This is a genomic window from Deinococcus phoenicis (assembly GCF_000599865.1).
GTDB lineage: Bacteria > Deinococcota > Deinococci > Deinococcales > Deinococcaceae > Deinococcus > Deinococcus phoenicis.
On the sequence record NZ_JHAC01000008.1, the window covers coordinates 77,153 to 98,812 of the forward strand.

General features: G+C 68.9%; 27 protein-coding genes and 1 tRNA gene. 22 read left to right on the forward strand and 6 right to left on the reverse strand.

Features of this window, described 5'->3' with window-relative positions; all coding sequences use genetic code 11:
* Window positions 1-11: 11 nt before the first annotated feature.
* Window positions 12-1,040 (reverse strand): tRNA dihydrouridine synthase, encoded by a 1,029-nt coding sequence (locus DEIPH_RS02575; protein WP_081790734.1) that lies wholly within the window; start codon window positions 1,038-1,040, stop codon window positions 12-14.
* Between the two features lie 162 nt (window positions 1,041-1,202).
* Here DEIPH_RS02575 and DEIPH_RS02580 point away from each other — a divergent pair, with 162 nt between their 5' ends.
* Window positions 1,203-1,709: a GNAT family N-acetyltransferase gene (locus DEIPH_RS02580; protein ID WP_034353340.1), complete on the forward strand. Its 507-nt coding sequence runs from the start codon at window positions 1,203-1,205 to the stop codon at window positions 1,707-1,709.
* Between the two features lie 52 nt (window positions 1,710-1,761).
* The gene (gene argB, locus DEIPH_RS02585; protein WP_034353343.1) at window positions 1,762-2,511 is read left to right on the forward strand and encodes an acetylglutamate kinase; all 750 of its coding nucleotides are present in this window, start codon (window positions 1,762-1,764) and stop codon (window positions 2,509-2,511) included.
* Window positions 2,512-2,547: 36 nt separating this feature from the next.
* Here the strand turns inward: argB and DEIPH_RS02590 are convergent, their stop codons facing one another.
* The 3 genes from DEIPH_RS02590 to purE are packed head-to-tail and all read right to left on the reverse strand — an operon-like array spanning window position 2,548 to window position 4,806.
* Window positions 2,548-3,114, reverse strand: a complete 567-nt coding sequence (locus tag DEIPH_RS02590) for a GNAT family N-acetyltransferase (protein ID WP_034353346.1) — start codon at window positions 3,112-3,114, stop codon at window positions 2,548-2,550.
* Between the two features lie 31 nt (window positions 3,115-3,145).
* Window positions 3,146-4,261 (reverse strand): 5-(carboxyamino)imidazole ribonucleotide synthase, encoded by a 1,116-nt coding sequence (purK, locus tag DEIPH_RS02595; RefSeq protein WP_034353349.1) that lies wholly within the window; start codon window positions 4,259-4,261, stop codon window positions 3,146-3,148.
* The gene (gene purE, locus DEIPH_RS02600) at window positions 4,258-4,806 is read right to left on the reverse strand and encodes a 5-(carboxyamino)imidazole ribonucleotide mutase (protein WP_051517091.1); all 549 of its coding nucleotides are present in this window, start codon (window positions 4,804-4,806) and stop codon (window positions 4,258-4,260) included. Before purE ends, purK begins: the two co-directional genes overlap by 4 nt.
* A 42-nt stretch (window positions 4,807-4,848) precedes the next feature.
* Here purE and DEIPH_RS02605 point away from each other — a divergent pair, with 42 nt between their 5' ends.
* The 8 genes from DEIPH_RS02605 to DEIPH_RS02640 all read left to right on the forward strand — a co-directional run bounded on the left by DEIPH_RS02605 (window position 4,849) and on the right by DEIPH_RS02640 (window position 10,503).
* Window positions 4,849-5,553, forward strand: coding sequence for a creatininase family protein (locus tag DEIPH_RS02605; protein ID WP_034353355.1), 705 nt, complete (start codon window positions 4,849-4,851; stop codon window positions 5,551-5,553).
* A 19-nt stretch (window positions 5,554-5,572) separates the two neighbouring features.
* Window positions 5,573-6,736: a glutamate ligase domain-containing protein gene (locus DEIPH_RS02610; RefSeq protein WP_034353358.1), complete on the forward strand. Its 1,164-nt coding sequence runs from the start codon at window positions 5,573-5,575 to the stop codon at window positions 6,734-6,736.
* Between the two features lie 37 nt (window positions 6,737-6,773).
* A tRNA-Lys gene (locus tag DEIPH_RS02615) sits at window positions 6,774-6,849 on the forward strand.
* A 78-nt stretch (window positions 6,850-6,927) separates the two neighbouring features.
* On the forward strand, window positions 6,928-7,533 hold the full coding sequence (locus tag DEIPH_RS02620) for an NUDIX domain-containing protein (protein WP_081790735.1): 606 nt from the start codon (window positions 6,928-6,930) through the stop codon (window positions 7,531-7,533).
* The gene (locus DEIPH_RS02625; protein ID WP_034353362.1) at window positions 7,530-8,141 is read left to right on the forward strand and encodes an IMPACT family protein; all 612 of its coding nucleotides are present in this window, start codon (window positions 7,530-7,532) and stop codon (window positions 8,139-8,141) included. The genes DEIPH_RS02620 and DEIPH_RS02625 overlap by 4 nt, the downstream gene beginning before the upstream one ends.
* A 30-nt stretch (window positions 8,142-8,171) precedes the next feature.
* Window positions 8,172-8,663, forward strand: a complete 492-nt coding sequence (gene ispF, locus DEIPH_RS02630; RefSeq protein WP_034353365.1) for a 2-C-methyl-D-erythritol 2,4-cyclodiphosphate synthase — start codon at window positions 8,172-8,174, stop codon at window positions 8,661-8,663.
* Window positions 8,660-9,121: a TrmH family RNA methyltransferase gene (locus tag DEIPH_RS02635; protein WP_034353367.1), complete on the forward strand. Its 462-nt coding sequence runs from the start codon at window positions 8,660-8,662 to the stop codon at window positions 9,119-9,121. Before ispF ends, DEIPH_RS02635 begins: the two co-directional genes overlap by 4 nt.
* Window positions 9,122-9,240: 119 nt before the next feature.
* Window positions 9,241-10,503, forward strand: coding sequence for an aminopeptidase (locus tag DEIPH_RS02640; protein WP_034353370.1), 1,263 nt, complete (start codon window positions 9,241-9,243; stop codon window positions 10,501-10,503).
* Window positions 10,504-10,527: 24 nt separating this feature from the next.
* On the opposite strand, the gene DEIPH_RS18560 is transcribed toward DEIPH_RS02640, so the two are convergent.
* The gene (locus tag DEIPH_RS18560) at window positions 10,528-10,920 is read right to left on the reverse strand and encodes a transposase (protein ID WP_152544743.1); all 393 of its coding nucleotides are present in this window, start codon (window positions 10,918-10,920) and stop codon (window positions 10,528-10,530) included.
* 358 nt (window positions 10,921-11,278) lie between these two features.
* On the opposite strand from DEIPH_RS18560, the gene DEIPH_RS19550 reads away from it, so the two are divergent.
* The 5 genes from DEIPH_RS19550 (at window position 11,279) to prmC (ending at window position 14,623) form a co-directional block, all read left to right on the forward strand.
* The gene (locus tag DEIPH_RS19550; protein ID WP_152544744.1) at window positions 11,279-11,707 is read left to right on the forward strand and encodes a hypothetical protein; all 429 of its coding nucleotides are present in this window, start codon (window positions 11,279-11,281) and stop codon (window positions 11,705-11,707) included.
* A complete protein-coding gene (locus DEIPH_RS19555) occupies window positions 11,704-12,018 on the forward strand; it encodes a hypothetical protein (protein ID WP_152544745.1) in 315 nt (104 codons plus the stop codon). Before DEIPH_RS19550 ends, DEIPH_RS19555 begins: the two co-directional genes overlap by 4 nt.
* A 272-nt stretch (window positions 12,019-12,290) precedes the next feature.
* A complete protein-coding gene (locus tag DEIPH_RS02655) occupies window positions 12,291-12,878 on the forward strand; it encodes a peptidylprolyl isomerase (RefSeq protein ID WP_034353374.1) in 588 nt (195 codons plus the stop codon).
* A gap of 111 nt (window positions 12,879-12,989) precedes the next feature.
* Window positions 12,990-13,580: a Jag family protein gene (locus DEIPH_RS02660; RefSeq protein ID WP_034353376.1), complete on the forward strand. Its 591-nt coding sequence runs from the start codon at window positions 12,990-12,992 to the stop codon at window positions 13,578-13,580.
* Window positions 13,581-13,783: 203 nt separating this feature from the next.
* Entirely contained in the window at window positions 13,784-14,623 is an 840-nt protein-coding gene (prmC, locus tag DEIPH_RS02665) for a peptide chain release factor N(5)-glutamine methyltransferase (protein ID WP_034353378.1), read from the forward strand.
* A 2-nt stretch (window positions 14,624-14,625) separates the two neighbouring features.
* Here the strand turns inward: prmC and ribH are convergent, their stop codons facing one another.
* Window positions 14,626-15,102: a 6,7-dimethyl-8-ribityllumazine synthase gene (gene ribH / locus DEIPH_RS02670; RefSeq protein ID WP_034353546.1), complete on the reverse strand. Its 477-nt coding sequence runs from the start codon at window positions 15,100-15,102 to the stop codon at window positions 14,626-14,628.
* Between the two features lie 279 nt (window positions 15,103-15,381).
* Here ribH and purC point away from each other — a divergent pair, with 279 nt between their 5' ends.
* The 7 genes from purC to purF all read left to right on the forward strand — a co-directional run bounded on the left by purC (window position 15,382) and on the right by purF (window position 21,644).
* Window positions 15,382-16,092 carry a phosphoribosylaminoimidazolesuccinocarboxamide synthase gene (gene purC, locus DEIPH_RS02675; protein ID WP_034353382.1) on the forward strand — a complete coding sequence of 237 codons (711 nt, stop codon included), beginning with the start codon at window positions 15,382-15,384 and terminating at the stop codon, window positions 16,090-16,092.
* 88 nt (window positions 16,093-16,180) lie between these two features.
* On the forward strand, window positions 16,181-16,432 hold the full coding sequence (gene purS / locus DEIPH_RS02680) for a phosphoribosylformylglycinamidine synthase subunit PurS (protein ID WP_034353385.1): 252 nt from the start codon (window positions 16,181-16,183) through the stop codon (window positions 16,430-16,432).
* Complete coding sequence (locus DEIPH_RS19560) at window positions 16,429-16,857, forward strand: hypothetical protein (RefSeq protein WP_152544746.1); 429 nt, start codon at window positions 16,429-16,431, stop codon at window positions 16,855-16,857. The genes purS and DEIPH_RS19560 overlap by 4 nt, the downstream gene beginning before the upstream one ends.
* On the forward strand, window positions 16,854-17,522 hold the full coding sequence (gene purQ, locus DEIPH_RS02685; protein WP_034353388.1) for a phosphoribosylformylglycinamidine synthase subunit PurQ: 669 nt from the start codon (window positions 16,854-16,856) through the stop codon (window positions 17,520-17,522). Before DEIPH_RS19560 ends, purQ begins: the two co-directional genes overlap by 4 nt.
* The gene (locus tag DEIPH_RS02690; protein WP_034353391.1) at window positions 17,519-17,992 is read left to right on the forward strand and encodes a DinB family protein; all 474 of its coding nucleotides are present in this window, start codon (window positions 17,519-17,521) and stop codon (window positions 17,990-17,992) included. The genes purQ and DEIPH_RS02690 overlap by 4 nt, the downstream gene beginning before the upstream one ends.
* Entirely contained in the window at window positions 17,989-20,229 is a 2,241-nt protein-coding gene (purL, locus tag DEIPH_RS02695; protein WP_034353395.1) for a phosphoribosylformylglycinamidine synthase subunit PurL, read from the forward strand. The genes DEIPH_RS02690 and purL overlap by 4 nt, the downstream gene beginning before the upstream one ends.
* Entirely contained in the window at window positions 20,226-21,644 is a 1,419-nt protein-coding gene (gene purF, locus DEIPH_RS02700) for an amidophosphoribosyltransferase (RefSeq protein WP_034353399.1), read from the forward strand. The genes purL and purF overlap by 4 nt, the downstream gene beginning before the upstream one ends.
* Window positions 21,645-21,660: the final 16 nt, after the last annotated feature.

The following is a 21,660-nucleotide window of genomic DNA, read 5'->3' on the forward strand; positions in this document are numbered from 1 at the left end:
GGCCTCGAAGATCAGGGGGCGCTCAGGGCCACGTGTTCTTCATGCTCTGCGGGGGGCGGCCCGGGGCGTGGGGCCGGGTGTGGTGGGCCTTGCCACAGCGGCGCGAGTGCCCGTTCCACATCCTCCAGCGTGTTCACCTGCACCAGCGCCTCACGCAGCTCGGGGTGGTCGGGGAGGTACTGGTGCAGCACCTTCCGCAGGGGGCGCACGCTGAGCAGGCCAAAGCGGTCCGCGCCGTAAAAGGCGACGTGGAGCTGGGCGTGCCGCAGGGCCGTGCGGGCACGTTCCCGCGCGTCCGGGCGGGTGTCCTCGCCGGTGGCGAGCGCCCGGAAGAGCCAGGGGTTGCCGACCGCGCCGCGACCGATCATCACGGCGGCCACCCCGGCCTTCCGGCGGGCGCGGGCCTGGGGCGCACTCCGCACGTCCCCGCTGCCCACCACCGGCACGGCCACGCTGGCCGCGACGCGGGCGATGGCGTCCCAGTCGGCCTCGCCGGTGTACCGCTGCGCGCTGGTGCGGCCATGCACGGTGATGAGACTGACCCCGGCCGCCGCCAGCCCCTGCGCGACCTCCACGCTGCGGTCAGCGTCCCAGCCCAGGCGAATCTTGGCGCTCACGTCGAGCGGGGTCGCCGCGCGCATGGCCCGCACCAGGTCATAGGCCACCTCCGGGGTCTGGAGCAGGCAGGCTCCCCCCCGCCCCTTGACCTTGGGCACCGGGCACCCCATGTTCAGGTCGAGGGCGGCGGGCGCAAACCAGGCTTCGGCCCGGCCGACCGCCTGGGCCAGAATGTCCGGCTCCGCGCCGAACAGCTGCACCACGCGCCCCTGTTCGCCGGGGTAGGGACGGCCCAGCGTGAGTTTCTCGGATTCGCCCCCCAGCACCAGGCCGCGCGAGCTGATCATCTCGCTGACGGTCCAGAGCGCCCCCTGCTCGGCGGCGAGCTGGCGCATCGGCGCGTCGCTGTAGCCCGCCATCGGCGCGAGGACGGCCCCCGCCTGCGCGAGGCGGCGGGCGTAGAAGCCGGGACCGGGGGTCATCCCGGCAGGGTAGCGCAGCCTCACCCCCGGCGTGTGAAGTGAGCCTCAAGTCCCTGTGGTGGCCGGTTTCACGCTTGGGGACCTGGGGAGAGAGGTATGCTGCACCCAGTCCGGCCTATCTCACCCCCCACAACCCCGCCCGCCGGACGGGAGGCTCAGACCTTGAACGTCACGCCGCTGGCGCTCCACCATGCGCCGCTGCTCCACACGCTGTACGCCGCCGCTCCCGGTTACTTCGAGCTGCTCGGTACGCGCGTTCCCAGTCTCAGTGAGGTCGAGCGTGACGTGGAAATCGCGCTGCTCGACCCGCGCCGCCGCCTGGAACTCCTGTTCGGCCCCGCCGGTGATCTGATCGGTAGCCTCGACTGCAAGCGCGATTACCCGGAACCCGGCGACCTGACCATCAACCTGCTGCTGATCCGGGAAGACCGGCAGTCCCAGGGCCTCGGCCGCCAGGCGGTGCGCGAGCTGGAAGCGCGCGTGCCGCCCGGAACCACCCGGATTCTCGCCAGCGTGCTGGGGGACAACCCGCGCGGCGCACGCTTCTGGGAACGCCTGGGGTACACCTTCGCGCTCGACGCCCGGCCGGTCATGACCTGGTACGCCAAACCCGTCGTCGCACCCCCGGTTCAGGCGGGCCGCAAGACGCTGAGCCTCGCCAGCGACTGAAGGCGGCGCGAGGCCCCCGCTCCCCGCTCTACAGCTTTGTAGACTGTCCCCCGTGATCGTGAAATACGGCGGGAACGCCATGAAGAGCGTGGCGCTGCGGCGCGCCGTCGCCGGGGAGATCGCGGCGCTGCGCGGCACGCAGCCGGTCGTGGTGGTGCATGGGGGCGGCCCGGTGATCGAGCGTGAACTCGCGGCGCGCGGCCTGCCCAGCGCGTTCCGGGACGGCCTGCGCGTGACCACGCCGGACGCGATGGACGTGGTCGAGATGGCGCTGTGCCAGCTCAACAAGCAGCTCAGCCAGGAGGTGGGCGGTGCGGTGGGCCTGATGGGCCGGGACAGCGACCTGCTGGTGGCCGAGGTGCTGGACCCCGCACTGGGCCGCGTGGGCCGCGTGACCGGGGTGAATGCGGCGCTGCTCCGCACCCTGCTCGGCGCGGGAATCACGCCGGTCGTGGGCTGCGTGGCCGTGGGGCCGGATGGGGGCGCGCTGAACGTGAATGCCGACACCGCCGCCGGGGCAGTGGCCGGGGCGCTGGGCCACGGCATCGTGTTCCTGACCGATGTGGACGGCGTATACCGGGCCTACCCCGACCCGGCCAGCCTGACCCCCCACCTCACCCGCGCCGGGGCCGAGGCGGGCATCGCGGAAGGCTGGATCGCCGGGGGCATGATTCCAAAGGTACGGGCTGCGCTCGTCGCCCTGGACGCCGGGGCACCCTTCGCGGTGATCGCCAGCGGCATGACGGCGGGGGTGCTGGCCGCCGCCGCGCGGGGTGAGGCGGGCACGCGAATCACGCCCTGAAAGCGCCAGCCTCTGCTTTCCTTACCGCGTGTTTCCCTACCGCGTGACGCTGAAGACCAGCGTATCGCGCAGCTGGGACGGGTCATGCGCGGCCACGTCGTCATTCCTGAAGGTGGCGTCGAGGGTGTAGCCCAGCGCGCGGGGAATGCGGGCGCTGCGCCCGTTGCGGCTGTCGCAGCGCACCTCGATGCGGCGAAAGCCCAGCGTGTCCAGGCCCAGTTCGGTGAGTGCCCGCGTGACCTCGGTGGCGTAGCCCTGACCGGTGTGGGCGGTAGCGATCCAGTAGCCGACCTCGGCCTTCGGCACGCGCCAGTCGAGGGCGTGATAGCCGCTGCTGCCGATCAACCGCGTGCCGTCCGGGTTCCACACCAGATACCGCAGGTTCTCCCGCGCCGCGAAGCGCTGGGCCGCTTCCCGCAGGTTCTCCACGGTGCCGGGCAGGTCGAGGGGCGTCTGCGCCCACACCATCCAGGTCCGGAGTTCGGGGAGCGAGGCGTGAACCGCCGCGTGGACGGCGGGCGCGTCCCCGGGGCGCGGGGCACGCAGCAGCAGGCGCGGCGTGCGGACCTCGCCGGGCACGGGGGGCAGGGTGGGAGGCGTCATGGGGAGGACTGTAGCCCACGCCCGGGGAGGCTCAGGGAATCAGGGCCTCCAGCCGCGCGAGGCGGGCGTGCAGGGTCTCCGGGTCCGGCGCGACCAGGTTCACGTGCCCCAGCTTGCGCCCCGGGCGGGGAGCCTTGTGGTAGAGGTGCCGCCGGGTGCCGGGCAGCGTGTCGATGCCCGTCCAGTCGGGTTCCTGCCCGTCTGCCGGGCCGACGATGTTGACCATCGCGGTGGGGTGCAGGGGTGCCCAGTCGGTCAGGGGCAGGCCGAGGACGGCGCGCACCTGCGCCTCGAACTGGCTGAGGCCGCCGCCGTCCTGCGTGAGGTGGCCGCTGTTATGGACGCGCGGCGCGACCTCGTTCACCAGCAGTTCACCACCCGGCAGCTGGAAGAACTCCAGGGTCAGCAGGCCCTCCAGGCCCCAGGCTTCCGCAACGGCGCGGGCCGCCTCACGGGCGCGGGCTTCCGTCCCCTCCGGCGCGGCGGCGGGAAAGACACTCGTGCGGAGGATGCCCGCCCGGTGCGTGTTCTCGACCAGCGGCCCGAAGGCCACCTCGCCCGCCGCACTGCGGGCCACCGCCAGACTGACCTCGCGCCGGAAGGGAATCAGGCCCTCCAGCACGCAGGGGACGCGGCCCAGGCTGTCCCAGGCGGCCCTCACCTCCGCGTCACTGTTCACGCGCACCTGGCCCTTGCCGTCGTAGCCGAGTTCGCTGGTCTTGAGAAGGCCGCGCCCGCCCACCGCGTCCAGCGCCCCCGCCAGATCGGCCCCGCTCTCGATGGCGACAAAGGGCGCAGTGGCGACGCCCGCCGCCCGCAGCGCTTCTTTCTCACGCGCCCGGTGCTTGCTGCGGGCCAGAAGATGACCGCCGGGCCGCACCGGCACCCGGCCCTCCAGCGCGGCCAGCGCGGCCACCGGCACGTTCTCGAACTCCAGCGTCACGGCGTCGCACCCCGCCAGGCGGTCCAGGGAGGCGGGATCGGTGTAGGGCGCCTGAAGGTGTTCGGCGCACAGCCGCGCGGGGGCCTGGGGGTCGGGTTCCAGCACCACCGTCCGCACCCCGAGGGGCAGGGCGGCCAGGGCGAGCATCTGCGCGAGCTGACCGCCGCCCAGGATGCCGAGGGTGGGGGCGGGATCAGGGGTCATTCCGTCCCCGCTTCCGGGTGGCCCTCGAAGAACGGTTCATCCAGCACGGCCCGGGTCTGCTGCTGGCGGAAGGCGTTCAGGCGTTCGCGCACGCGTTCATCCGTCGTGGCGAGGAGGGCGGCGGCAAAGAGGGCCGCGTTTTTCGCCCCCGCCGCGCCGATGGCAAAGGTCGCCACCGGAATCCCGGCGGGCATCTGCACGATGCTCAGCAGGCTGTCCTGACCGCTCAGGGCGCGGGACTGGACCGGCACGCCCAGCACCGGCACCCGCGTGAAGGCCGCCAGCATTCCCGGCAGATGCGCCGCGCCGCCCGCCCCCGCGATGATGCAGCTCAGGTTCAGGCGCTCGGCCCGTGAGGCGTAAGTGGCGAGTAGCTGCGGCGTGCGGTGCGCCGACAGCACCCGCACCTCATACGCGACGCCCAGGTCACGCAGCACGTCCAGCGCGCCCCCCATCGTCTCGAAATCGCTCCTCGACCCCATCACCACGCCCACGCGCGGGGCGGCGGGTGGTCCTGCTGGCTGTCCGTGCGTCACGGCCCGCATCCTAGCGCGGGGTCCTGTATCCAACGCGGAGTACTGTGGCCCATGCGCGTTCAGGACATGAACTGGGAACAGGTGGAAACGTATCTGGGGCGGGACGACCGCTGCGTCCTGCCGCTGGGCTGCACCGAACAGCACGCCACGCTGAGTCTCGCCACCGACAGCCGGCTGGCCGGGCGGGTCGCGGCGGAGGCGGCCGGGCCGCTGGGCATCCCGGTCTTTCCCGTCCTCGCCTACGGCATCACGCCCGGCTTCACGGCGTATCCCGGCACGGTCAGCCTGCGGGTCAGCACTTACCTGGCCCTGCTGGACGACCTGCTGAGCGGCCTCCACGCGCAGGGCTTCCGGCGCATCCTGGTGGTGAACGGCCACGGCGGGAACACGCCCGGTCAGGGCTGGCTGGGCGAGTGGCTTTCCGGCCATCCGGAGGCGCGGGTACAGTGGCACAACTGGTGGAACGCACCGCGCACCTGGGCCGCCGTGCAGGCCACCGATCCCCTCGCCAGCCACGCGAGCTGGATGGAGAACTTCCCGTGGACACGTCTGGCTGATGTCGCGGCTCCCGAGGAACGCAAACCCCTGGTGGACCTCGCGCAGCTCCGGCAACTGCCGCCCCGGCGCGTCCGCGAGGTGCTGGGCGACGGCAACTACGGCGGCTTGCACGTGCGCCCCGACGGGGAGATGCTCGCCATCTGGCAGGAAGCCGTGCTGGAAACGCGGGCGCTGCTGGAAGGCGGGTGGGCGGACTGACCTGCGCTAGCTTTGGCCCATGACCGCTCGCCCCGATTACGACTGGCTGTACTCGCGCACGCGCGCGGGGCGCGAACGGGGACCGGGCACCGCGCGGGCGCTGCTGGACCGCCTCGGCGCCCCCGACGCGCGGTTTTCCTCCATTCGCGTGGTCGGCACGAATGGCAAGGGCAGCACCTGCGCGATGCTGGAAGCCGGGCTGCTGGCCTCGGGCGTGCGCGTGGGCCGCTTCACCAGCCCGCACCTCCAGCGCTACGAGGAACGGGTGCGGGTGAACGGCGAGGAACTGGACCCGGCCCGCACCGCCGCCTTCGTCGAGTGGGCGAAGGCGCAGACACCGGAGGCGGCCTTCTTCGACCTGACCCTGGCCCTGGCCTGTCAGGTGTTCGCGGAGGACGGTGTGGAGGTCGCCGTGATGGAGGCGGGTGTGGGCGGTGTCAGCGACGCGACCCAGGCCCTGACCCGGGTGGAGGCCGTCGCCCTGACGAATGTCGGCCTCGACCACGTGAGCACCCTGGGACCGACCCTGCGGGACATCGCCCTGGATAAGGCCCGCGCGGCGCGGCCCGGCGTGCCGTTGCTGAGTACCGCGACCGCTGCCGAGGCGCTGGAGGTGGTGCGGGGGGTGGCGGCGGAAACGCACGCGCCCCTCTTCACGCCGGGAACGCATCCGGCCCTGTTCGCCCTCTCCCGCCCCCCCGCGCTGGCGGGCACACACCAGCAGGCGAACGCGGCCCTGGCCGCCGCGACCCTCCGCACGCTGGGGTATGGGGCGGGCGTGGAGGCGGCGCTACAGGCCACCCACCCCGCCCGGCTGGAACGCTTCGAGGTCGGCGGGAAAACCGTCTGGCTGGATGGCGCACACAACCCCCACGCGACCCGTGCCCTGGCCGCCAGCGTGCCCCGGGCGGACGTGCTGCTGTTCGGCAACCTGGCCCGCAAGGACACGGCGGCCACGCTCGCGCCGCTGCTGGAGGTGGCCCCGGTGAGGGTCTTTACCGCTCCCAGCGACCTCGCCACGCCTCCGGAAGAACTCGCCGCCCAGTTCGGCGGTCAGAGCGTGCCCCCACCCGCCGAAGCCCTGGCGCGCGCCCTGGCCCTCACGCCCCCCGGCGGGACACTGCTGGTGACGGGCAGCCTGTATCTGGCCGGAACCCTACGTGACCTGTTGATGTCCCCTTGACAGCCACCGGCCTGGTCCGTATACTCCCTTTCGCTCTGGGTCGTTAGCTCAATTGGCAGAGCAGCTGACTCTTAATCAGCGGGTTGTAGGTTCGATTCCTACACGACCCACCAGAACCGAAAGCCCCGCCGCGTGCGGGGTTTTTCGTGTCGTGGGCTGCCGGGGCCTCCGGGCGGGGTAGCCTGGGCCGCATGACAGGCAAGTCCCAGGAACAGGCACATCCCAACTGGGCCGAACTCGTACCGGGCGGCGTGCAGCCGTGGAAGACGCTCTCGTCGCGGGTGCTGGTGGAGGGCTTCCGGGTGGTGCTGGAAGACCGGGTGCAGACCCCCTCGGGCGCGGAGGTGCTGTACCAGTACCGCCCACGTGGGCCACGTGCCATGTTCGTGCTGCCCGTGACCCCGGCGGGCGAGGCCGTGCTGATTCGCCAGTACCGCTATCCCCTCCAGGCGACCATCTGGGAGGTTGTGGCGGGCGGCGTCGAGCGCGGCGAGGACCTTCTGGCGGCGGCGCAGCGCGAACTGGCCGAGGAGGTGGGCGGCGCGGCGGCGGAGTGGGTGCCCCTGCCGGGCTTCTACCCGCAGCCCAGCATCAGCGGGGTGGTCTTTTACTCCCTGCTGGCCCTGGGGGTCACGCTGGGCGAGACGGCCCACGAGGACAGCGAGGTGATCGAGCGCGTGATCCTGCCGCTGCCGGAGGTCTACCGGATGCTGGAGGCGGGCGAGATAGGTGACGGTCCCAGCAGCCTGACGCTGTGGCACGCGCGGCGGCACCTCCTGGAGCGCGGCCTGCTGTGACCGACCTGCCCGCCCCCTTCATTACGCTGGCCGCGCAGCACCGTCTTGACGCCGTCATCGAGAACAGCGAATTCCTGGCCTTTGCCGAGAGGGCCGATGCGCCCGCAGAGGCCCTCGCGCAGCTCGCCGCCCTGCGAGGCCGCTACCCGGATGCCACCCACCACTGCTGGGCCTACCGCACCGGTCCCGCCTACCGCTTCAGCGACGACGGCGAGCCGGGCGGGACGGCAGGGGCACCCATCCTGCGCGCGATAGAGGGCCAGGGCGTGGATCACGTGATGGTCGTGGTCGTGCGCTACTACGGCGGCGTAAAGCTGGGCACCGGCGGGCTGGTGCGGGCCTACGGAGGCACGGCGGCGGAATGCCTGCGAACTGCGCCAAAGCTGGAGATCCGGCCCCGCCAGAGTCTGACCGTCAGCGTGCCGTTCGAGCATCTGAGCGCCCTGTATCACCTGCTGGGCACCTTCGACACGCGGCGGGGGACAGAAGGGTACACCGCGACCGGCGTGACCCTGCCCGTGGAGGTCTACCCCGAGGACACCCTCGCCTTCGCGCAGGCGCTGCGGGACGCGACGCGGGGGGCGGCGGCGGTGGAGGAGGCCACCTGAATCAGGCCACGCCGCTCTAGACTCGCACCCATGACCCTTCCCCCTCTCCCCTACCGCATCGGCTACGGAGAAGACGCGCACCGCCTCGCGGGGGGGCGGCCCTTGGTGCTGGGGGGTGTGCCGATCCCCCACGCCGAACGCGGCGCGGTGGCCCACAGCGACGGGGACGCCGTCTTGCACGCGGTCGCGGACGCGCTGCTGTCGGGGCTGGCGCTGGGGGACATCGGGCAGTATTACCCCGATACCGACCCGGCACACGCGGGACTGGACTCGCGGGTCATTCTGGAAGACAGCCTGGCGCTGGTCCGGGAGTGGAAGTACCGGCCCGCGAACGTGGCGCTGGTGGTCACGCTCGACCGCCCCAGGCTGGGGCCGCTGCGCGCCGACATCGCCCGCAACGTGGCGGCCCTGCTCGGCCTGGCCGAAACCGAGGTGGGCGTGAGCTTCAAGACCTCGGAGGGCCTCGCGCCCGACCACGTGCAGGTGCGGGTGACGGTGCTGCTGACGCGGGTGGAGGGGTGAGCGGACCCCTCCTCCACGTGGTTCTCTTCGAGCCGGAAAAGGCGGGCAACGTGGGCAACGTCGCGCGCACCTGTGCCGTCCTGGGCGCCGACCTGCACCTGATTCGCCCCTTCGGCTTCCACCTGCACGACCGCGAGTTCCGCCGCGCCGTGATGGATTACCTGGAGGGCGTGACGCTGCATGAACACGCGGGCTGGACGGCCTTCCAGTCGGCCCTGCCGCCCAGTGCGCGGGTGTGGGCCTTTTCCACCCACGCCACCACGCTGCACACGCGGGCAGGCTTCCGGCGGGGCGATTACCTGCTGTTCGGCCCCGAGTCGCGTGGCCTGCCGGTCTGGCTGCGCGAAGGGCTGCCCACGCTGAAGCTCCCGCAGCCCGGCGGGGGCCGCAGCCTGAATCTGGCGGTGGCGGCGGGCGCGGCAGCTTTCGAGGCGGGGCGGCAGATCGAGGGATGGTAGGGCAGCGGTCTGCTTTCAGCGGTCAGGTGAAGCTCTGCGCCGGTTCAGTGGCCCCGGGAACGGAGCTTCCGGCAGGGGCCGGATGAAGTCACGGCGCGGCCCGCCGTAGAGTGACGGCCATGACTTCCAACCCAGGCTTTGAAGAGAAGCTCGCCCGGTACGCCGAACTCCTCGTCCGCACGGGCGTGAACCTGCCGGAAGGCGGGAAGGTGCAGGTGAACGCCCCCGTCGAGGCGGCGGCGCTGGCCCGGCTGGTGGCGCGCGCCGCGTACCGGGCGGGCGCGGCGGACGTGCGGGTGGACTACAACGACCCGCACCTCTCGCTCGCGCTGTATGAAGACGGCACCGACGCGGCGGTGGAATTCCTGCCCGAGTGGAGCGCGCAGGAGAGTGAGCGGCTGGTGGCCGACGGGTACGCCTTCATCTCCATCGTGGGGAGCGACCCCTCCTTGCTGGCCGGCGTGAACCCCGAGCGGGTGGCCCGGCGCAGCAAACTCGCCGCGCAGATGGGCCAGCATGTGCAAAAGGCTATCGGCGGCTTCGAGGTGAACTGGACCGTGGCCGCGATGAGCACCCCCGCCTGGGCGCGCCGCGTCTACCCGGAGTTGCCGGAAGAGGAAGCGGTCGCCCGGCTGTGGGACGACATCTTCAAGGTGACCCGCGCCGACCAGCCCGACCCGGTGGCGGCCTGGGACGCGCACCTCGCGCGCCTGGAACGCCTGACCGCCTTCCTGACGGGGCGGCAGTACGCGGCCCTTCATCTCAGAAGCGGTCTCGGAACCGACCTGACGGTGGGCCTGGCCGACGGGCACATCTGGCAGGGCGGTGCAGAGACGGCCAGAAACGGCATCCGCGCCGTGCCCAACCTCCCCACCGACGAGGTGTTCACCGCCCCGCACGCAGGGCGGGTGGACGGCGTGGCGGTGGCGAGCAAGCCCCTCAGCGCGCGTGGGCAACTGATCGAGGGCATCCGCGTGCGCTTCGAGGGCGGAAAGGCCGTCGAGGTCAGCGCGGAGAAGGGTGAGGAAACCTTGCGCCAGCTGATGGAGACGGATGAGGGCGCTTCCCACCTGGGCGAGATCGCGCTGGTGCCCGCCTCGGCCCCCGTCGCGCAGACCGGGACGCTCTTTCTGAACACCCTCTTCGACGAGAACGCCGCCTCGCATATCGCCCTGGGCCGCTGCTACCCCACCAACGTGCAGCACGGCGAGAACCCCGAGGCCCTGCTCGCAGCGGGCGGCAACGACTCCCTGATTCACGTGGACTGGATGATCGGCACGCCTGACATGGACGTGGACGGCGTCACGGCGGACGGCGGGCGCGAGGCGCTGATGCGCGGCGGGGAGTGGGTGGTGGAGTGCGCCGGCAGCGCTCAGGGGTGAAAAGCTTAACTGACATCTTGCAATTTAGGTTGAGGGGGCGAGAAGTGCGTGCTGGAAGACGTCGAGCGCGGCCAGTTCCAGTTGGAGGGCTTGACGGCGCACTCCGGGGACGACCGAGAATCGCACGGTTCTCGCCAGCTCGCCCCAGTCGGGCCATGTGCCTGCTCTCTCCATGGGCAGATCGAGGTTCTGGAGGTGGCAGAGCGGAAAGGCCATTCCAGAGAGGCACCACCAACGCATCACCCCCTGTTTGCTGTGCTGGGCGAAGCGTTGGAGCCCGAATCTCCCCTTGACCGTTTTAAAGAAGGCCTCGATTCGCCAACGGCGCTTCCCTATGCGGGCAAGGTACTTGCCGCCTAAGTCGCGGTTGGACATCACAAAGCGTTGTTCCGGCTCGGTGTTGCGGTAGAGCCACACCCAGGAGAACGCACATGACCTGATCAAGCCCACCGGGCTTGACCAGGCTCCCCCGCACCCTCAGGTTACGGACCTGCCGTCCATCCTCCAGTTTCCGAGAGCAGCGCACGCCGACCACGATGTCCAGGCTACGGGCGAGGACGCCCCGAATGAACCCGGCACTCTCGAAGCCCCCGTCTGCATGCAGACGGGGCCGACGGTTCCCTTTCAGCAACGTGGCGGGGACAGTGCGGAGTAACTTCAGGGCAAGCTGGGCAGGCGTGGCGGTGCCCTTGCCCCGCCAGACCTGAAAAGCTCATGGCAGTCGGAGTTCTCCACAGCACAGGTAGAGCACAACCAGGTGGACCCCCCGGACGCCGTGGTAGATGTGGACCCAATCGGCAAGTTCGCTGAATTTGCCGGTCTTTTCCAGGCTGGTCAGGTCCACCAGCAGTTCCAGCCGGGGGCGCTGGTGGGGCTGGTGTCGCCACAGGTCCTGCAACGTCTCGTGAGCGTGCTGGCGCAACACCCGGCACAGTTGCCCGGTGTTCCAGGCCGCGTGGTTGAGAAAGCGGCTGAGGGCGGCGGGGGATTTGCCGGTGGCGCGTTCTGGAAACGGTCTGCCGGAACCATCCAGGAACAGATTGAGGATGACCTCGAAAGATTCCCGATGCTGCTTGCGGGAGAAGCAGGGCAGGATGTCAGAATAGAGCCGTCTGGAACGCTGTTCTTTGGGTTCACACCCCACTATGGGGCCAAAAGCGCGTTCCAGACGCCCTTTTCCTTATACACTATTGTCAGGAGTTGAATCAAATGTTCAGCACCAGTATAGATGTCGAAATAGGCAAGAGTCAGCTTGAAGAGTTCTTCGGGGAAGAGTTTAATAGAGTTATTATTGAGATGGCGAGCATTCTAAAAAATCTATACCCTCAGATTCAAGTTAGATTTGGTGATTATACCAGAATAGAGGGTCTTACGGGTATTCATATGACCGATGAATATGGTGATGTATCCGAAGAAATAGACAGAATATTAACCAGTATGGCCAATTCTATTTTGGCGACACAGCCTTTTAAGTTTCCCTCTTCATTCTGTGAGTATTCGTCTGGCAAGATATAGTAATCAGCTCGCCTTCTTCCTCTGTCATCTTCAAGATCCCGACTTCCCGGTGTGGGGTCAGGAACCTAGCCTGGCTGGGGCAAGCTGGCGGGAATCGTCCGGTTCTCGTTCGTCCCCGGAGTGCGCCGTCAAGCCCTCCAACTGGAGCTGGACGCACTCGATGACTTCCAGCACGTACTTCCCGCCCTTGAGGCTTAACTGCAAGATGTCAGTTAAGCCTTCGCCCCTGACGGCGGACGGCGGAAAGCCGACCCCCCCGTTACAATGCCTCCATGACTGCCAACGACACCTATCAGGCCGACGGCTTCACGCCCACCCCGGAACTCGCCAGCGAGCGCCAGACGAAGTTCTCGCAGGCCCCCGAACTGGGCGAGGGCATCGACCCCGGTAAGGCCTACCGCGCCGTGATGGAAACGAGCAAGGGCCGCATCGTGCTGGACCTCTACCCGGACGAGGCGCCCGTCACCGTGAACTCGTTCGCGTACCTGCTGCGTCACCACTACTACGACGGCATCAAGTTCCACCGCGTGATCGACGGCTTCATGGCGCAGGGCGGCGACCCCACCGGCACCGGCGCGGGCGGCCCCGGCTACAAGTTCGAGGACGAGTTCGGTTCCGAGCACCGCCACGACCGCAAGGGCACCCTGAGCATGGCGAACGCTGGCCCCGCCACCAACGGCTCGCAGTTCTTCATCACCTTCGGCCCGACCCCGCACCTCGACGGGCGGCACACCGTCTTCGGGCGCGTGGTGGAGGGCATGGACGTGCTGGACCGCCTCACCCGCATCCAGCCCGGTATGCCCGGCACGCCGGACGTGATCGAGCGGGCCTATCTGGTGGAGAAGAACGCGGAGGGCTAAGCGCCGCAGGTTCTCAGCAGGCGGAGGCGGCGGCTTCCGCCTGCTGCGTTTTCTCCCGGTGCGGCCCCCCTCTGTGGGAACGCCGTGAGAGGGCCGCGCTAGACTGGGTTCATGGACAACCGCACGAACCTCGACGACTACCTCGCGGGGCTGGGGATCAGTGACGCCGACGACCTGGCGCCGCTGCCCACCGCGCCCGAGGTCGCCGCGCCTGCCCCCGCCGCCCTGGAGGCCGCGCACGAGGACCCCCGCGCGGTGCTGGAGCGGTTTCTCAGGGGGCTGACGGCCCGCATCGACCCCACGCTGTCGGTCACCGTCCAGGAGGGCGAGGACGCGCTGGAAGCCGAGATCGGCGGGGAGAACGCCGCGCGACTGGCCGGACGCGACGGGCGCACCCTGGGGGCCATCGAGGTGATCGCCTATACCGTGCTGGCCAAGCAGGCGGGCCGCAGCGACCTGCGCGTGCGGGTGGATGTGGGCGGCTTCCGCAAACGGCAGGCCGACACCCTGTCCAAACTGGCCGAGCGGCTGGCCGTGCAGGTCGCCAAGAGCGGCGAGGCCCACGAACTCCAGCCCATGCCCGCCGCCGAGCGCCGCGTGATTCACATCGCCCTGAAAGAAAACCCGGACGTGGTCACCGAATCGGTGGGCGAGGGCGCGGCGCGGCGGCTGATCATCAAGCCCAGGAGCTATGGGCCTTGAGCCATAGAGCATTTGTCCGAATTACGCCGTTGGAGGGAAGGCGCCTCCAACAGCTCCATTCTCCCAAACGCTCTCTTGATTTCACTCGCTCCGCTCAGTCAAAAAGAAGGTCTCTTTTTGACAAATGCTTTAAAGGCTGGACGCTCAAGTCTGGGCTGTGCCAGCTCAAAGCCTGCCGGCTCAAAGCCCAGAGCGCCTAGCTCGTGGCCGCTCCTCTCACCCTCCGCGCGTGGTTGCAAGAGGCCACGCGCCTCCTGCGTCACGCGGGCGTGCCCTCGCCGGAAGCGGACGCACGGGCGCTGGCGCAGCACGGCCTGAACCTGAGCGGCGCGGCGCTGCTGCTGCGCGCGGGGGAACCGGTGAGCGGGGCGGACGCGGCGCGGCTGGACACGCTGCTCGCGCGGCGGGCGGCGCGGGTGCCGCTGCAACACCTGCTGGGCGAGGTGGAGTGGGGCGGCCTGCGCCTGCGGACCGACAGGCGGGCGCTGGTGCCCCGGCCCGAGACGGAGTGGCTGCTGCATCTGGCGCTGGAGGCCCTGTCAGGCCGCCCCGCCCCCCGCGTGCTGGATGTGGGGACCGGCACGGGCGCACTCGCACTGGGGCTGAAGGCGGGCCGCCCGGACGCGGCGGTCACCGCCACCGACCTCAGCCCCGAGGCCCTGACCCTGGCGCGGGAAAATGCCCACCTGAACGGGCTGGAGGTCCCCTTTGCGGAAGGGAGCCTGCTGGCGGGCCTGCCCGGTCCCTTCGACCTGATCGTGAGCAACCCGCCTTACCTGCCCGACACCGACCGCCTGGACGCCGACCCGGAAGTGCGCTTCGACCCCGATCTGGCGCTGTACGCGGGGCCGGACGGGCTGGGGGTGGCGCGGCCCCTCGCAGCGGAAGCGGGCGCGGCCCTCGCTCCCGGCGGCACGCTGCTGCTGGAACTCGACCCGCGCAACGCCGCCGCTTTCGCCGGGGAGCTGCGTGCAGCGGGCTGGCGGGCGGATGTGCGGCCCGACCTCACCGGGCGGGCGCGGTTTGTGCGGGCCGTGCGGTAGGGTCAGGCCCCGGTGCCCGGAAGCTGCCGCAGCAGATTGACGGTCTCGATCATCGCCAGCACCGCCTCCGCGCCCTTGTTGCCCGCCTTCGTTCCGGCGCGCTCGACCGCCTGCTCGATGGTATCGGTGGTCAGGATGCCGAAGGCCATCGGCACGCCCGTGTGCAGCATCGAATTCAGGACGCCGTTCGTCGCCGCGCCCGCCACGAAGTCGTAATGGTCGGTTGCGCCCCGGATGACGGCCCCCAGACACACCACCGCGTCGTAACGCCCGCTTTCCGCGAGGCGGCGGGCCGTGAGGGGCACCTCGAAGCTGCCGGGCACCACGTACAGGTCGAGGTCGGCGCTGTCGCCACCATGCTGCACGAAGGCGGTGTGTGCGCCTTCTATCAGCCGGTCCACGATGAAGTGGTTCCAGCGCGTGCCGACGACGGCGAACTTCAGGCCTGAGGCGAGCAGGTTGGCTTCGATCCGGTTCATGGCCTGCATTGTGCCGCGTCCGTGCCGCCTGAACGACCTCACCCCGCGGGACTTCATGGGGTGTTAAGGTGAACCACGGCAGCCTGCCGCAGGCACCCGCTGCACTTCTCCTTCTTCCACCCGCGTCCCGCGAGACGCCCCGCGCCGCCCGGCACGGTAAGCCCGCCCGAGAGGCGGCGATGGAGGCCCCAGCATGTTCAGCAACGCCCAATCCACGAGCGCCCACCCGCAGCTGCCGGGCCGGCGCTCGCCCTACTTTTTCCCCTCCTGGGAGTGCGCATGAAGCTTGAGCAACGGTACGAAGGCAAGGCGAAGAGGGTCTACGCGACCCCGAACCCGCAGGAATACGTGGTGGAGTACAAGGACGACGCGACGGCCTTCAACGGCGTGAAAAAGGCCCAGATCATGGGCAAGGGCGAGATCAACAACGCGATCACCGCGCACCTGTTTCCGTTGCTGGAGCGCGCGGGCATCCCCACGCACTTCCTCGAAAAGCTGAGTGACCGGGAGCAGCGCGTGCGGGCGGTGCAGATCATTCCGGTGGAAGTCATCGTGCGGAACGTGGCCGCCGGGAGCTTTTCCAGACGGCTCGGGATCGAGGAGGGCACGCCCCTCGCCCGGCCCGTCGTCGAGTACTGCTACAAGAGTGACGCGCTGGGCGACCCCCTGATCAACAGCGATACGGCGATCAGCCTGGGCTGGGCCACTGAAGAGGACCTCGCGCGCATCCGCGAGCTGAGCCTGAAGGTCCGCGATTTTCTGGTGCCCTACTTCGCGGCGCGCGGCGTTCGCCTGATCGACTTCAAGCTGGAATTCGGCAAGACGCATGACGGCCAGATCGTCCTGGCCGACGAGATTAGTCCCGACACCTGCCGCTTCTGGGACGCCGCGACGGGCGAGAAGCTGGACAAGGACCGCTTCCGCCGCGACCTGGGCGGGGTGGAGGACGCCTACGCGGAGATGCTGAGGCGCGTGACAAGCGAGGTCTGAACGTCTAACCGTCCAACGGTCTGAAGGTCGAACAGTCAACATTTCGCGGTCAGACGGCTCGACCTTTTGACCGCTCCAAAGGAGCGATATGCCCACCTTTAACGCCAAAGTCTTCGTCACCCTCAAACCGTCCATCCTCGACCCGCAGGGCCGCACCGTCGAGCGGGCACTGTCGCACCTCGACCACGCGAACGTGGCGGGTGTGCGCGTCGGCAAGTACATCGAACTCACGCTGAACGGCGAGCGGGCGGAAGTCGAAGCTCAACTGGCCGACATCGTGGAGAACGTGCTGAGCAATCCCGTGATGGAGGACGCGCGCTGGGAGCTTCATCCAGCATGAGCGAACTTGATGACATCCAATTCACAGAAGGTGAAATAGGATTCATCCTGCACCGCCTCCGCCTACTTAAGGCTGCCGCATCCCAAGACTTACATTCTGCCTCCCTAGATGACACCGCCATGGGGAGACTTCATGGGCTTTGCAACTCGATAGATATTGTTGGCAATGTTCTAGAGCACGGGAAAGAATACAGACTAATTAAGGATAAGGGTAGATATTTTGAGGAACCAGAAAGACAAACACTTTTGATGTCAGAAGGAAGTGAGGGGGTAAATGGTGCATATCTCTGCAATGAAGCCGAAGCCGGAGAAGTCGCCGCAGCCCTTTTGGAAAACGGAAACTTGGTAACAAGATTCTGGGTTATTTCTGACGACAGGAAATTTACCATTTACCGTCGGAGCAAAGAAGTAGGAGAATCCCGATGAAAACCGCTGTCATTCAGTTTCCCGGCTCCAACTGCGATGCCGACGCGCTGCACGCCGCACGGCTGACGCTGGACCCGGACGCCCAGTTCGTGTGGCACACCGAGGCCGGCTTGCCCGAAGGCACCGAGCTGGTGTTCCTACCGGGCGGCTTTTCCTACGGCGACCACTTGCGCTCGGGCGCGATTGCCGCCCGCAGCCCGATTATGGAAGCGGTCAAGGACCACGCGGAACGCGGCGGGTTTGTCCTGGGCGTCTGCAACGGCTTTCAGGTGCTGACCGAATCCGGCCTGCTGCCGGGTGCCCTCTCGCGTAACCGCGACCTGCACTTTCACTGCGCGCCCGTTCACCTGCGAGTGGAGAACCACCACACCGCCTTTACCGGCGCGTATGAGGCGAACCAGGTCCTCGAAATCCCCATCGCGCACGGCGAAGGCAACTACTACGCCGACCCCGAAACGATTGCCCGCCTGGAGGCCGAGGGCCGTGTGGTGTTCCGCTACGTGGACAACCCCAATGGCAGTCTCAACGACATCGCCGGGATCGTGAGCGAGGGCGGCAACGTGCTGGGCATGATGCCGCACCCCGAGCGGGCGGTGGAACTGCTGCTGGGGAGTGAGGACGGGCTGGGGATTTTTGCGTCGTTGAAAGCGGGCGTGGTGAAGTGAACGAGTTGCAGGATTTTCTGACCGAGCAGTACGCCGCCGAACTGGGGGCCTTCCGTGCGGCCCTGAATGCCGTTCCCGGGGAACGTTTCGCCCTGGCAACCGTGGGGCACAGCCCCGCGTGGCACGCCCTGCATATCGCGGAGTGGCTGCGGCTGGCCGTGCTGGGCGACCGTTCGGCCACCTACGCCCACCTGGGTTGGGAGGACCAGCCCTGGGTGAAGGACCTGAGCGGCACCCCCGCCTTGACTGAGGCCGCCGACAAGGACGCGGTGCTGGCGTATCTGGACGAGGTTTCCGGGCAGGTGCTGACGTTCCTCCAGAACATGAGCGCCGAAGAGTTGCAGGGCACGAGTTTTTCTCCCAGCGCCCCGAACGGCGAGCGCCCACGCCTTCAGGGCATCGGGCTGCACCTGCGGCACGTCGCGTACCACCGGGGCCAGGTCCGTCTCGGGATGAAGGAGCAGGCATGAGCCAGACCCAATCCCTCCGCCCCCAGGCCGCCACCTTCGGCCTCACCGAAGGGGAGTACGACCTGCTGGTGGACAACATCGGGCGCGAGCCGAACGCGCTGGAGGCGGCCATCGTCGGCGCGATGTGGTCCGAGCACTGCGGGTACAAGAACTCTCGGCCCCTCTTCCGCGCCTTCCCGACGACCGGGCCGCAGGTGCTGCAAGGCCCCGGTGAGAACGCAGGTGTGGTGGATATCGGCGAAGGCTGGGGCGTGGCCTTCAAGATGGAGAGCCACAACCACCCGTCCGCCGTGGAGCCGGTGCAGGGCGCGGCGACCGGCGTGGGCGGCATCCTGCGCGACATCTTTGCGATGGGCGCGCGGCCTTTCGCCGTGCTGGACTCCCTCCGATTCGGCAACCCCGACAGCCCCCGCACCCGCTTCCTGCTGAACGGCGTGGTGGAGGGTATCAGCCATTACGGGAACGCCATCGGCGTACCGACGGTGGGCGGTGAGGTGACGTTCCATCCCAGCTATCAGGAAAACCCACTGGTGAACGTGATGGCCCTGGGCTTGCTGCGCCACGAGGATTTGGCAAAGGGCACGATGGGCGAGGTCGGCAACACCATCGTCTACGTCGGCTCCAAGACGGGGCGCGACGGGCTGGGCGGGGCGGTATTTTCCAGTGCAGACCTCAGCGCGGCCTCGCAGGCGGACCGTCCCGCCGTGCAGGTGGGCGATCCCTTCATGGAAAAGCTGCTGCTGGAAGCCACGCTGGAGGCCATTCAGGCGGGCGTGGTGGCGGGCGTGCAGGACATGGGCGCGGCGGGGCTGGGGTCCAGCACCTGCGAGATGGCCTACCGCGCGGGCCTGGGCATCACGATGGACCTCGACCTCGTGCCCACGCGCGAGAGCGGCATGGTGCCGATGGAACTGTGCCTCAGCGAGTCGCAGGAGCGCATGATTCTGGTGCCGGTGCCCGGTAAGGAACAGGAACTGCTCGACCTCCTCGCCAAGTGGGAACTGGACGTGGTGACGATTGGCGAGGTGGAGGCGCACGACCGCTACCGTCTGACGTGGCGCGGTGAAGTCGTCTGTGACCTGCCCGTCGCCCTGCTGAACGAGGCCCCCAAGTACACCCGCGAGGGCGTGGAATCGGCGGACATCCGGGCCAAGCGCGAGCGGGACCTGGGCGGCGTGCCCGTTCCCGGCGACCTGGGGGCGGTGCTGATTGACCTGCTCTCGCACCCCACGATTGCCTCCAAACGGCCCATCTTCGAACGGTACGACCATCAGGTGATGACGAACACGGTGGTGGTGCCGGGGGCCGCCGACGCCGCCGTCCTGCGCGTGAAGGGCAGCGGCATGGGCGTGGCCGCCACCTCGGACTGCAACCCGCGCTTCGTGTACCTCGACCCGTACACCGGGGCCGCCGCCGCCGTCGCGGAAGCGGCCCGCAACCTGGCCTGCGTGGGCGCGACGCCGCTCGCCATCACCGACAACCTCAACTTCGGGAACCCGCACGAGCCGGGGGTGTACTTCCAGCTTCAGCAGGCGGTGCAGGGCATCGCGGACGCCTGCCGCGCGCTGAACACGCCGGTGACGGGCGGCAACGTCAGCCTCTACAACCAGTACACGGAAGGGGACCACAAGGTCGCCATTCACCCCACGCCCACCATCGGCATGGTCGGCGTGCTGCCCGACGTGACCGTGCGCGCGACCATGAACCTGAAGGCCGGGCCGCACACCCTCTACCTGCTGGGCAGGCACGCGACCACCCTCGGCGCGTCGCAGTACCTGGAAACGGTGCACGGGCTGGAGGCGGGCCGGGTGCCAGACCTCGATCTGGAGCTGGAAAAGCGCGTGATCGAGGGGACGCTCGCCCTGATTCGCGCCGGGCTGACCACCATCGCGCACGACCCCTCGGAGGGCGGGCTGGCAGTGGCCCTGGCGGAGATGGCGATTGCGGGCGGGCAGGGTCTGAAGGTCGAACTGAGGGCACCGGAAGGCGCGCGCCCCGACGCCGTGCTGTTCGGGGAGGCGCACAGCCGCGTCGTCGTGGCGATTCCGCTGGGCCACGAGCAGGCGGCGCAGGAGCTGCTGGACGGCCTGGGCGTCCCCTATACCGCGCTGGGCGAGAGCCTGGGCGGCAGTGACCGCGTGACCATTTCCGTGACGGGCGCAAACGTACAGTTGAGCGTGACCCTCGACGCCCTGAAGACCGCCTTCGAGACGCCGCTGCGGGAGATCCTGGCGTGATCTTCGACCCCGCCACCGACAAGCCGCAGGACGAGTGCGGGGTGTTCGGCCTCTACTCGCCCCAGCCGCAGGACCTCGCCTGGCTGACGTACCTGGGCCTCTTTGCCCTGCAACACCGCGGGCAGGAGGCGGCGGGCATGTGCGTCAGCGACGGCGAGAAGTTCCACGTGGACAAGGACCTGGGCCTGGTGACGCAGGTCTTCGACGAGCGGCGGCTGGACGGGTTGAGGTTGCCCAACGCCCGCGTGAGCATCGGCCACGTGCGCTACTCGACCACCGGCAGCAACCTGCGTTTCAACGCCCAGCCCCTCACCACCCGCACGAACAAGGGCATCCTGGGGCTGGCGCACAACGGCAACTTCGTGAACGCCCGCGAGGTGCGGGGCGAGATGCTGATGGAAGGCGCACTCTTCCAGACCACCAACGACAGCGAAGTGATGCTGAACCTGATCGCGCGCGAGTCGCACATGGACCTGATCGAGGCGACGGCGGGCGCGATGCAGCAGCTCCGGGGCGGCTACGCCTGCGTGCTGATGAGCCGCACCCAACTGATCGGCTTCCGCGACCCGCACGGCGTCCGGCCCCTGGTGATCGGGCAGCGCGAGGACGGCACGTGGGTGCTGGCCTCCGAACCCTGCGCCCTGTATGCGGTCGGCGCGCGGCTCGTCCGCGATGTGCAGCCGGGCGAACTGGTCTGGATGGACCGGGACGGCCTGCACTCGCTGATGGTGGAGCCGAAGCGGCCCACGCCCTGTTCCTTCGAGTGGATTTACTTTGCCCGCAGCGACGGCGAACTCGACGGCGTGGACATCCACGCCAGCCGCATCCGCATGGGCGAACAGCTCGCCCGCGAGAAGCCGGTGGACGCCGACATCGTGGTGCCCGTGCCCGACAGCGGCATTGGCGCGGCCATCGGCTACGCCCGCGAGAGTGGCATTCCCTTTGATTACGGCCTGTACAAGAACCCCTACGCGGGCCGCACCTTCATCGCCCCCACCCAGGAGGCGCGCGAGCTGAAGGTGAAGATGAAGCTCTCGCCCACCAGCGCCGTGCGGGGTAAGCGCGTCATTCTGGTGGACGACTCCATCGTGCGCGGCACCACCAGCCGCCAGATCGTGAACCTGCTGCGTGAGGCGGGGGCCACCGAGGTCCACTTCCGCGTGTCCAGCCCGCCCATCACGCACCCGTGCTTCTACGGCATCGACACCGCCGCCCGCAAGGAACTGGTCGCCAGTACCCACACCGTCGAGGAAATCCGCGACCTGATCGGCGCGGACACCCTCGCCTTCATCAGCGAGCCGGGGCTGAGAAAAGCCATCGGCGGCCAGGGCCTGTGCGGCGCGTGCTTTACGGGCGAGTACCCGGCGGGGACACCGCTGCTGAACGATGTGGATAAGCTGGCTTTGGAAGTGTAAAGCTACGAACGTAACA

What these genes read in the sequence shown, in the direction of transcription:
- DEIPH_RS02575 (WP_081790734.1), bottom strand. Translation starts at nt 1,040, where the DNA reads ATGACCCCCGGTCCCGGCTTCTACGCCCGCCGCCTCGCGCAGGCGGGG.
- DEIPH_RS02590 (WP_034353346.1), bottom strand. Translation starts at nt 3,114, where the DNA reads ATGACGCCTCCCACCCTGCCCCCCGTGCCCGGCGAGGTCCGCACGCCG.
- purK (WP_034353349.1), bottom strand. Translation starts at nt 4,261, where the DNA reads ATGACCCCTGATCCCGCCCCCACCCTCGGCATCCTGGGCGGCGGTCAG.
- purE (WP_051517091.1), bottom strand. Translation starts at nt 4,806, where the DNA reads ATGCGGGCCGTGACGCACGGACAGCCAGCAGGACCACCCGCCGCCCCG.
- DEIPH_RS02605 (WP_034353355.1), top strand. Translation starts at nt 4,849, where the DNA reads ATGCGCGTTCAGGACATGAACTGGGAACAGGTGGAAACGTATCTGGGG.
- DEIPH_RS02610 (WP_034353358.1), top strand. Translation starts at nt 5,573, where the DNA reads ATGACCGCTCGCCCCGATTACGACTGGCTGTACTCGCGCACGCGCGCG.
- DEIPH_RS02620 (WP_081790735.1), top strand. Translation starts at nt 6,928, where the DNA reads ATGACAGGCAAGTCCCAGGAACAGGCACATCCCAACTGGGCCGAACTC.
- ispF (WP_034353365.1), top strand. Translation starts at nt 8,172, where the DNA reads ATGACCCTTCCCCCTCTCCCCTACCGCATCGGCTACGGAGAAGACGCG.
- DEIPH_RS02640 (WP_034353370.1), top strand. Translation starts at nt 9,241, where the DNA reads ATGACTTCCAACCCAGGCTTTGAAGAGAAGCTCGCCCGGTACGCCGAA.
- DEIPH_RS02655 (WP_034353374.1), top strand. Translation starts at nt 12,291, where the DNA reads ATGACTGCCAACGACACCTATCAGGCCGACGGCTTCACGCCCACCCCG.
- DEIPH_RS02660 (WP_034353376.1), top strand. Translation starts at nt 12,990, where the DNA reads ATGGACAACCGCACGAACCTCGACGACTACCTCGCGGGGCTGGGGATC.
- ribH (WP_034353546.1), bottom strand. Translation starts at nt 15,102, where the DNA reads ATGAACCGGATCGAAGCCAACCTGCTCGCCTCAGGCCTGAAGTTCGCC.
- purC (WP_034353382.1), top strand. Translation starts at nt 15,382, where the DNA reads ATGAAGCTTGAGCAACGGTACGAAGGCAAGGCGAAGAGGGTCTACGCG.
- purS (WP_034353385.1), top strand. Translation starts at nt 16,181, where the DNA reads ATGCCCACCTTTAACGCCAAAGTCTTCGTCACCCTCAAACCGTCCATC.
- DEIPH_RS19560 (WP_152544746.1), top strand. Translation starts at nt 16,429, where the DNA reads ATGAGCGAACTTGATGACATCCAATTCACAGAAGGTGAAATAGGATTC.
- purQ (WP_034353388.1), top strand. Translation starts at nt 16,854, where the DNA reads ATGAAAACCGCTGTCATTCAGTTTCCCGGCTCCAACTGCGATGCCGAC.
- purL (WP_034353395.1), top strand. Translation starts at nt 17,989, where the DNA reads ATGAGCCAGACCCAATCCCTCCGCCCCCAGGCCGCCACCTTCGGCCTC.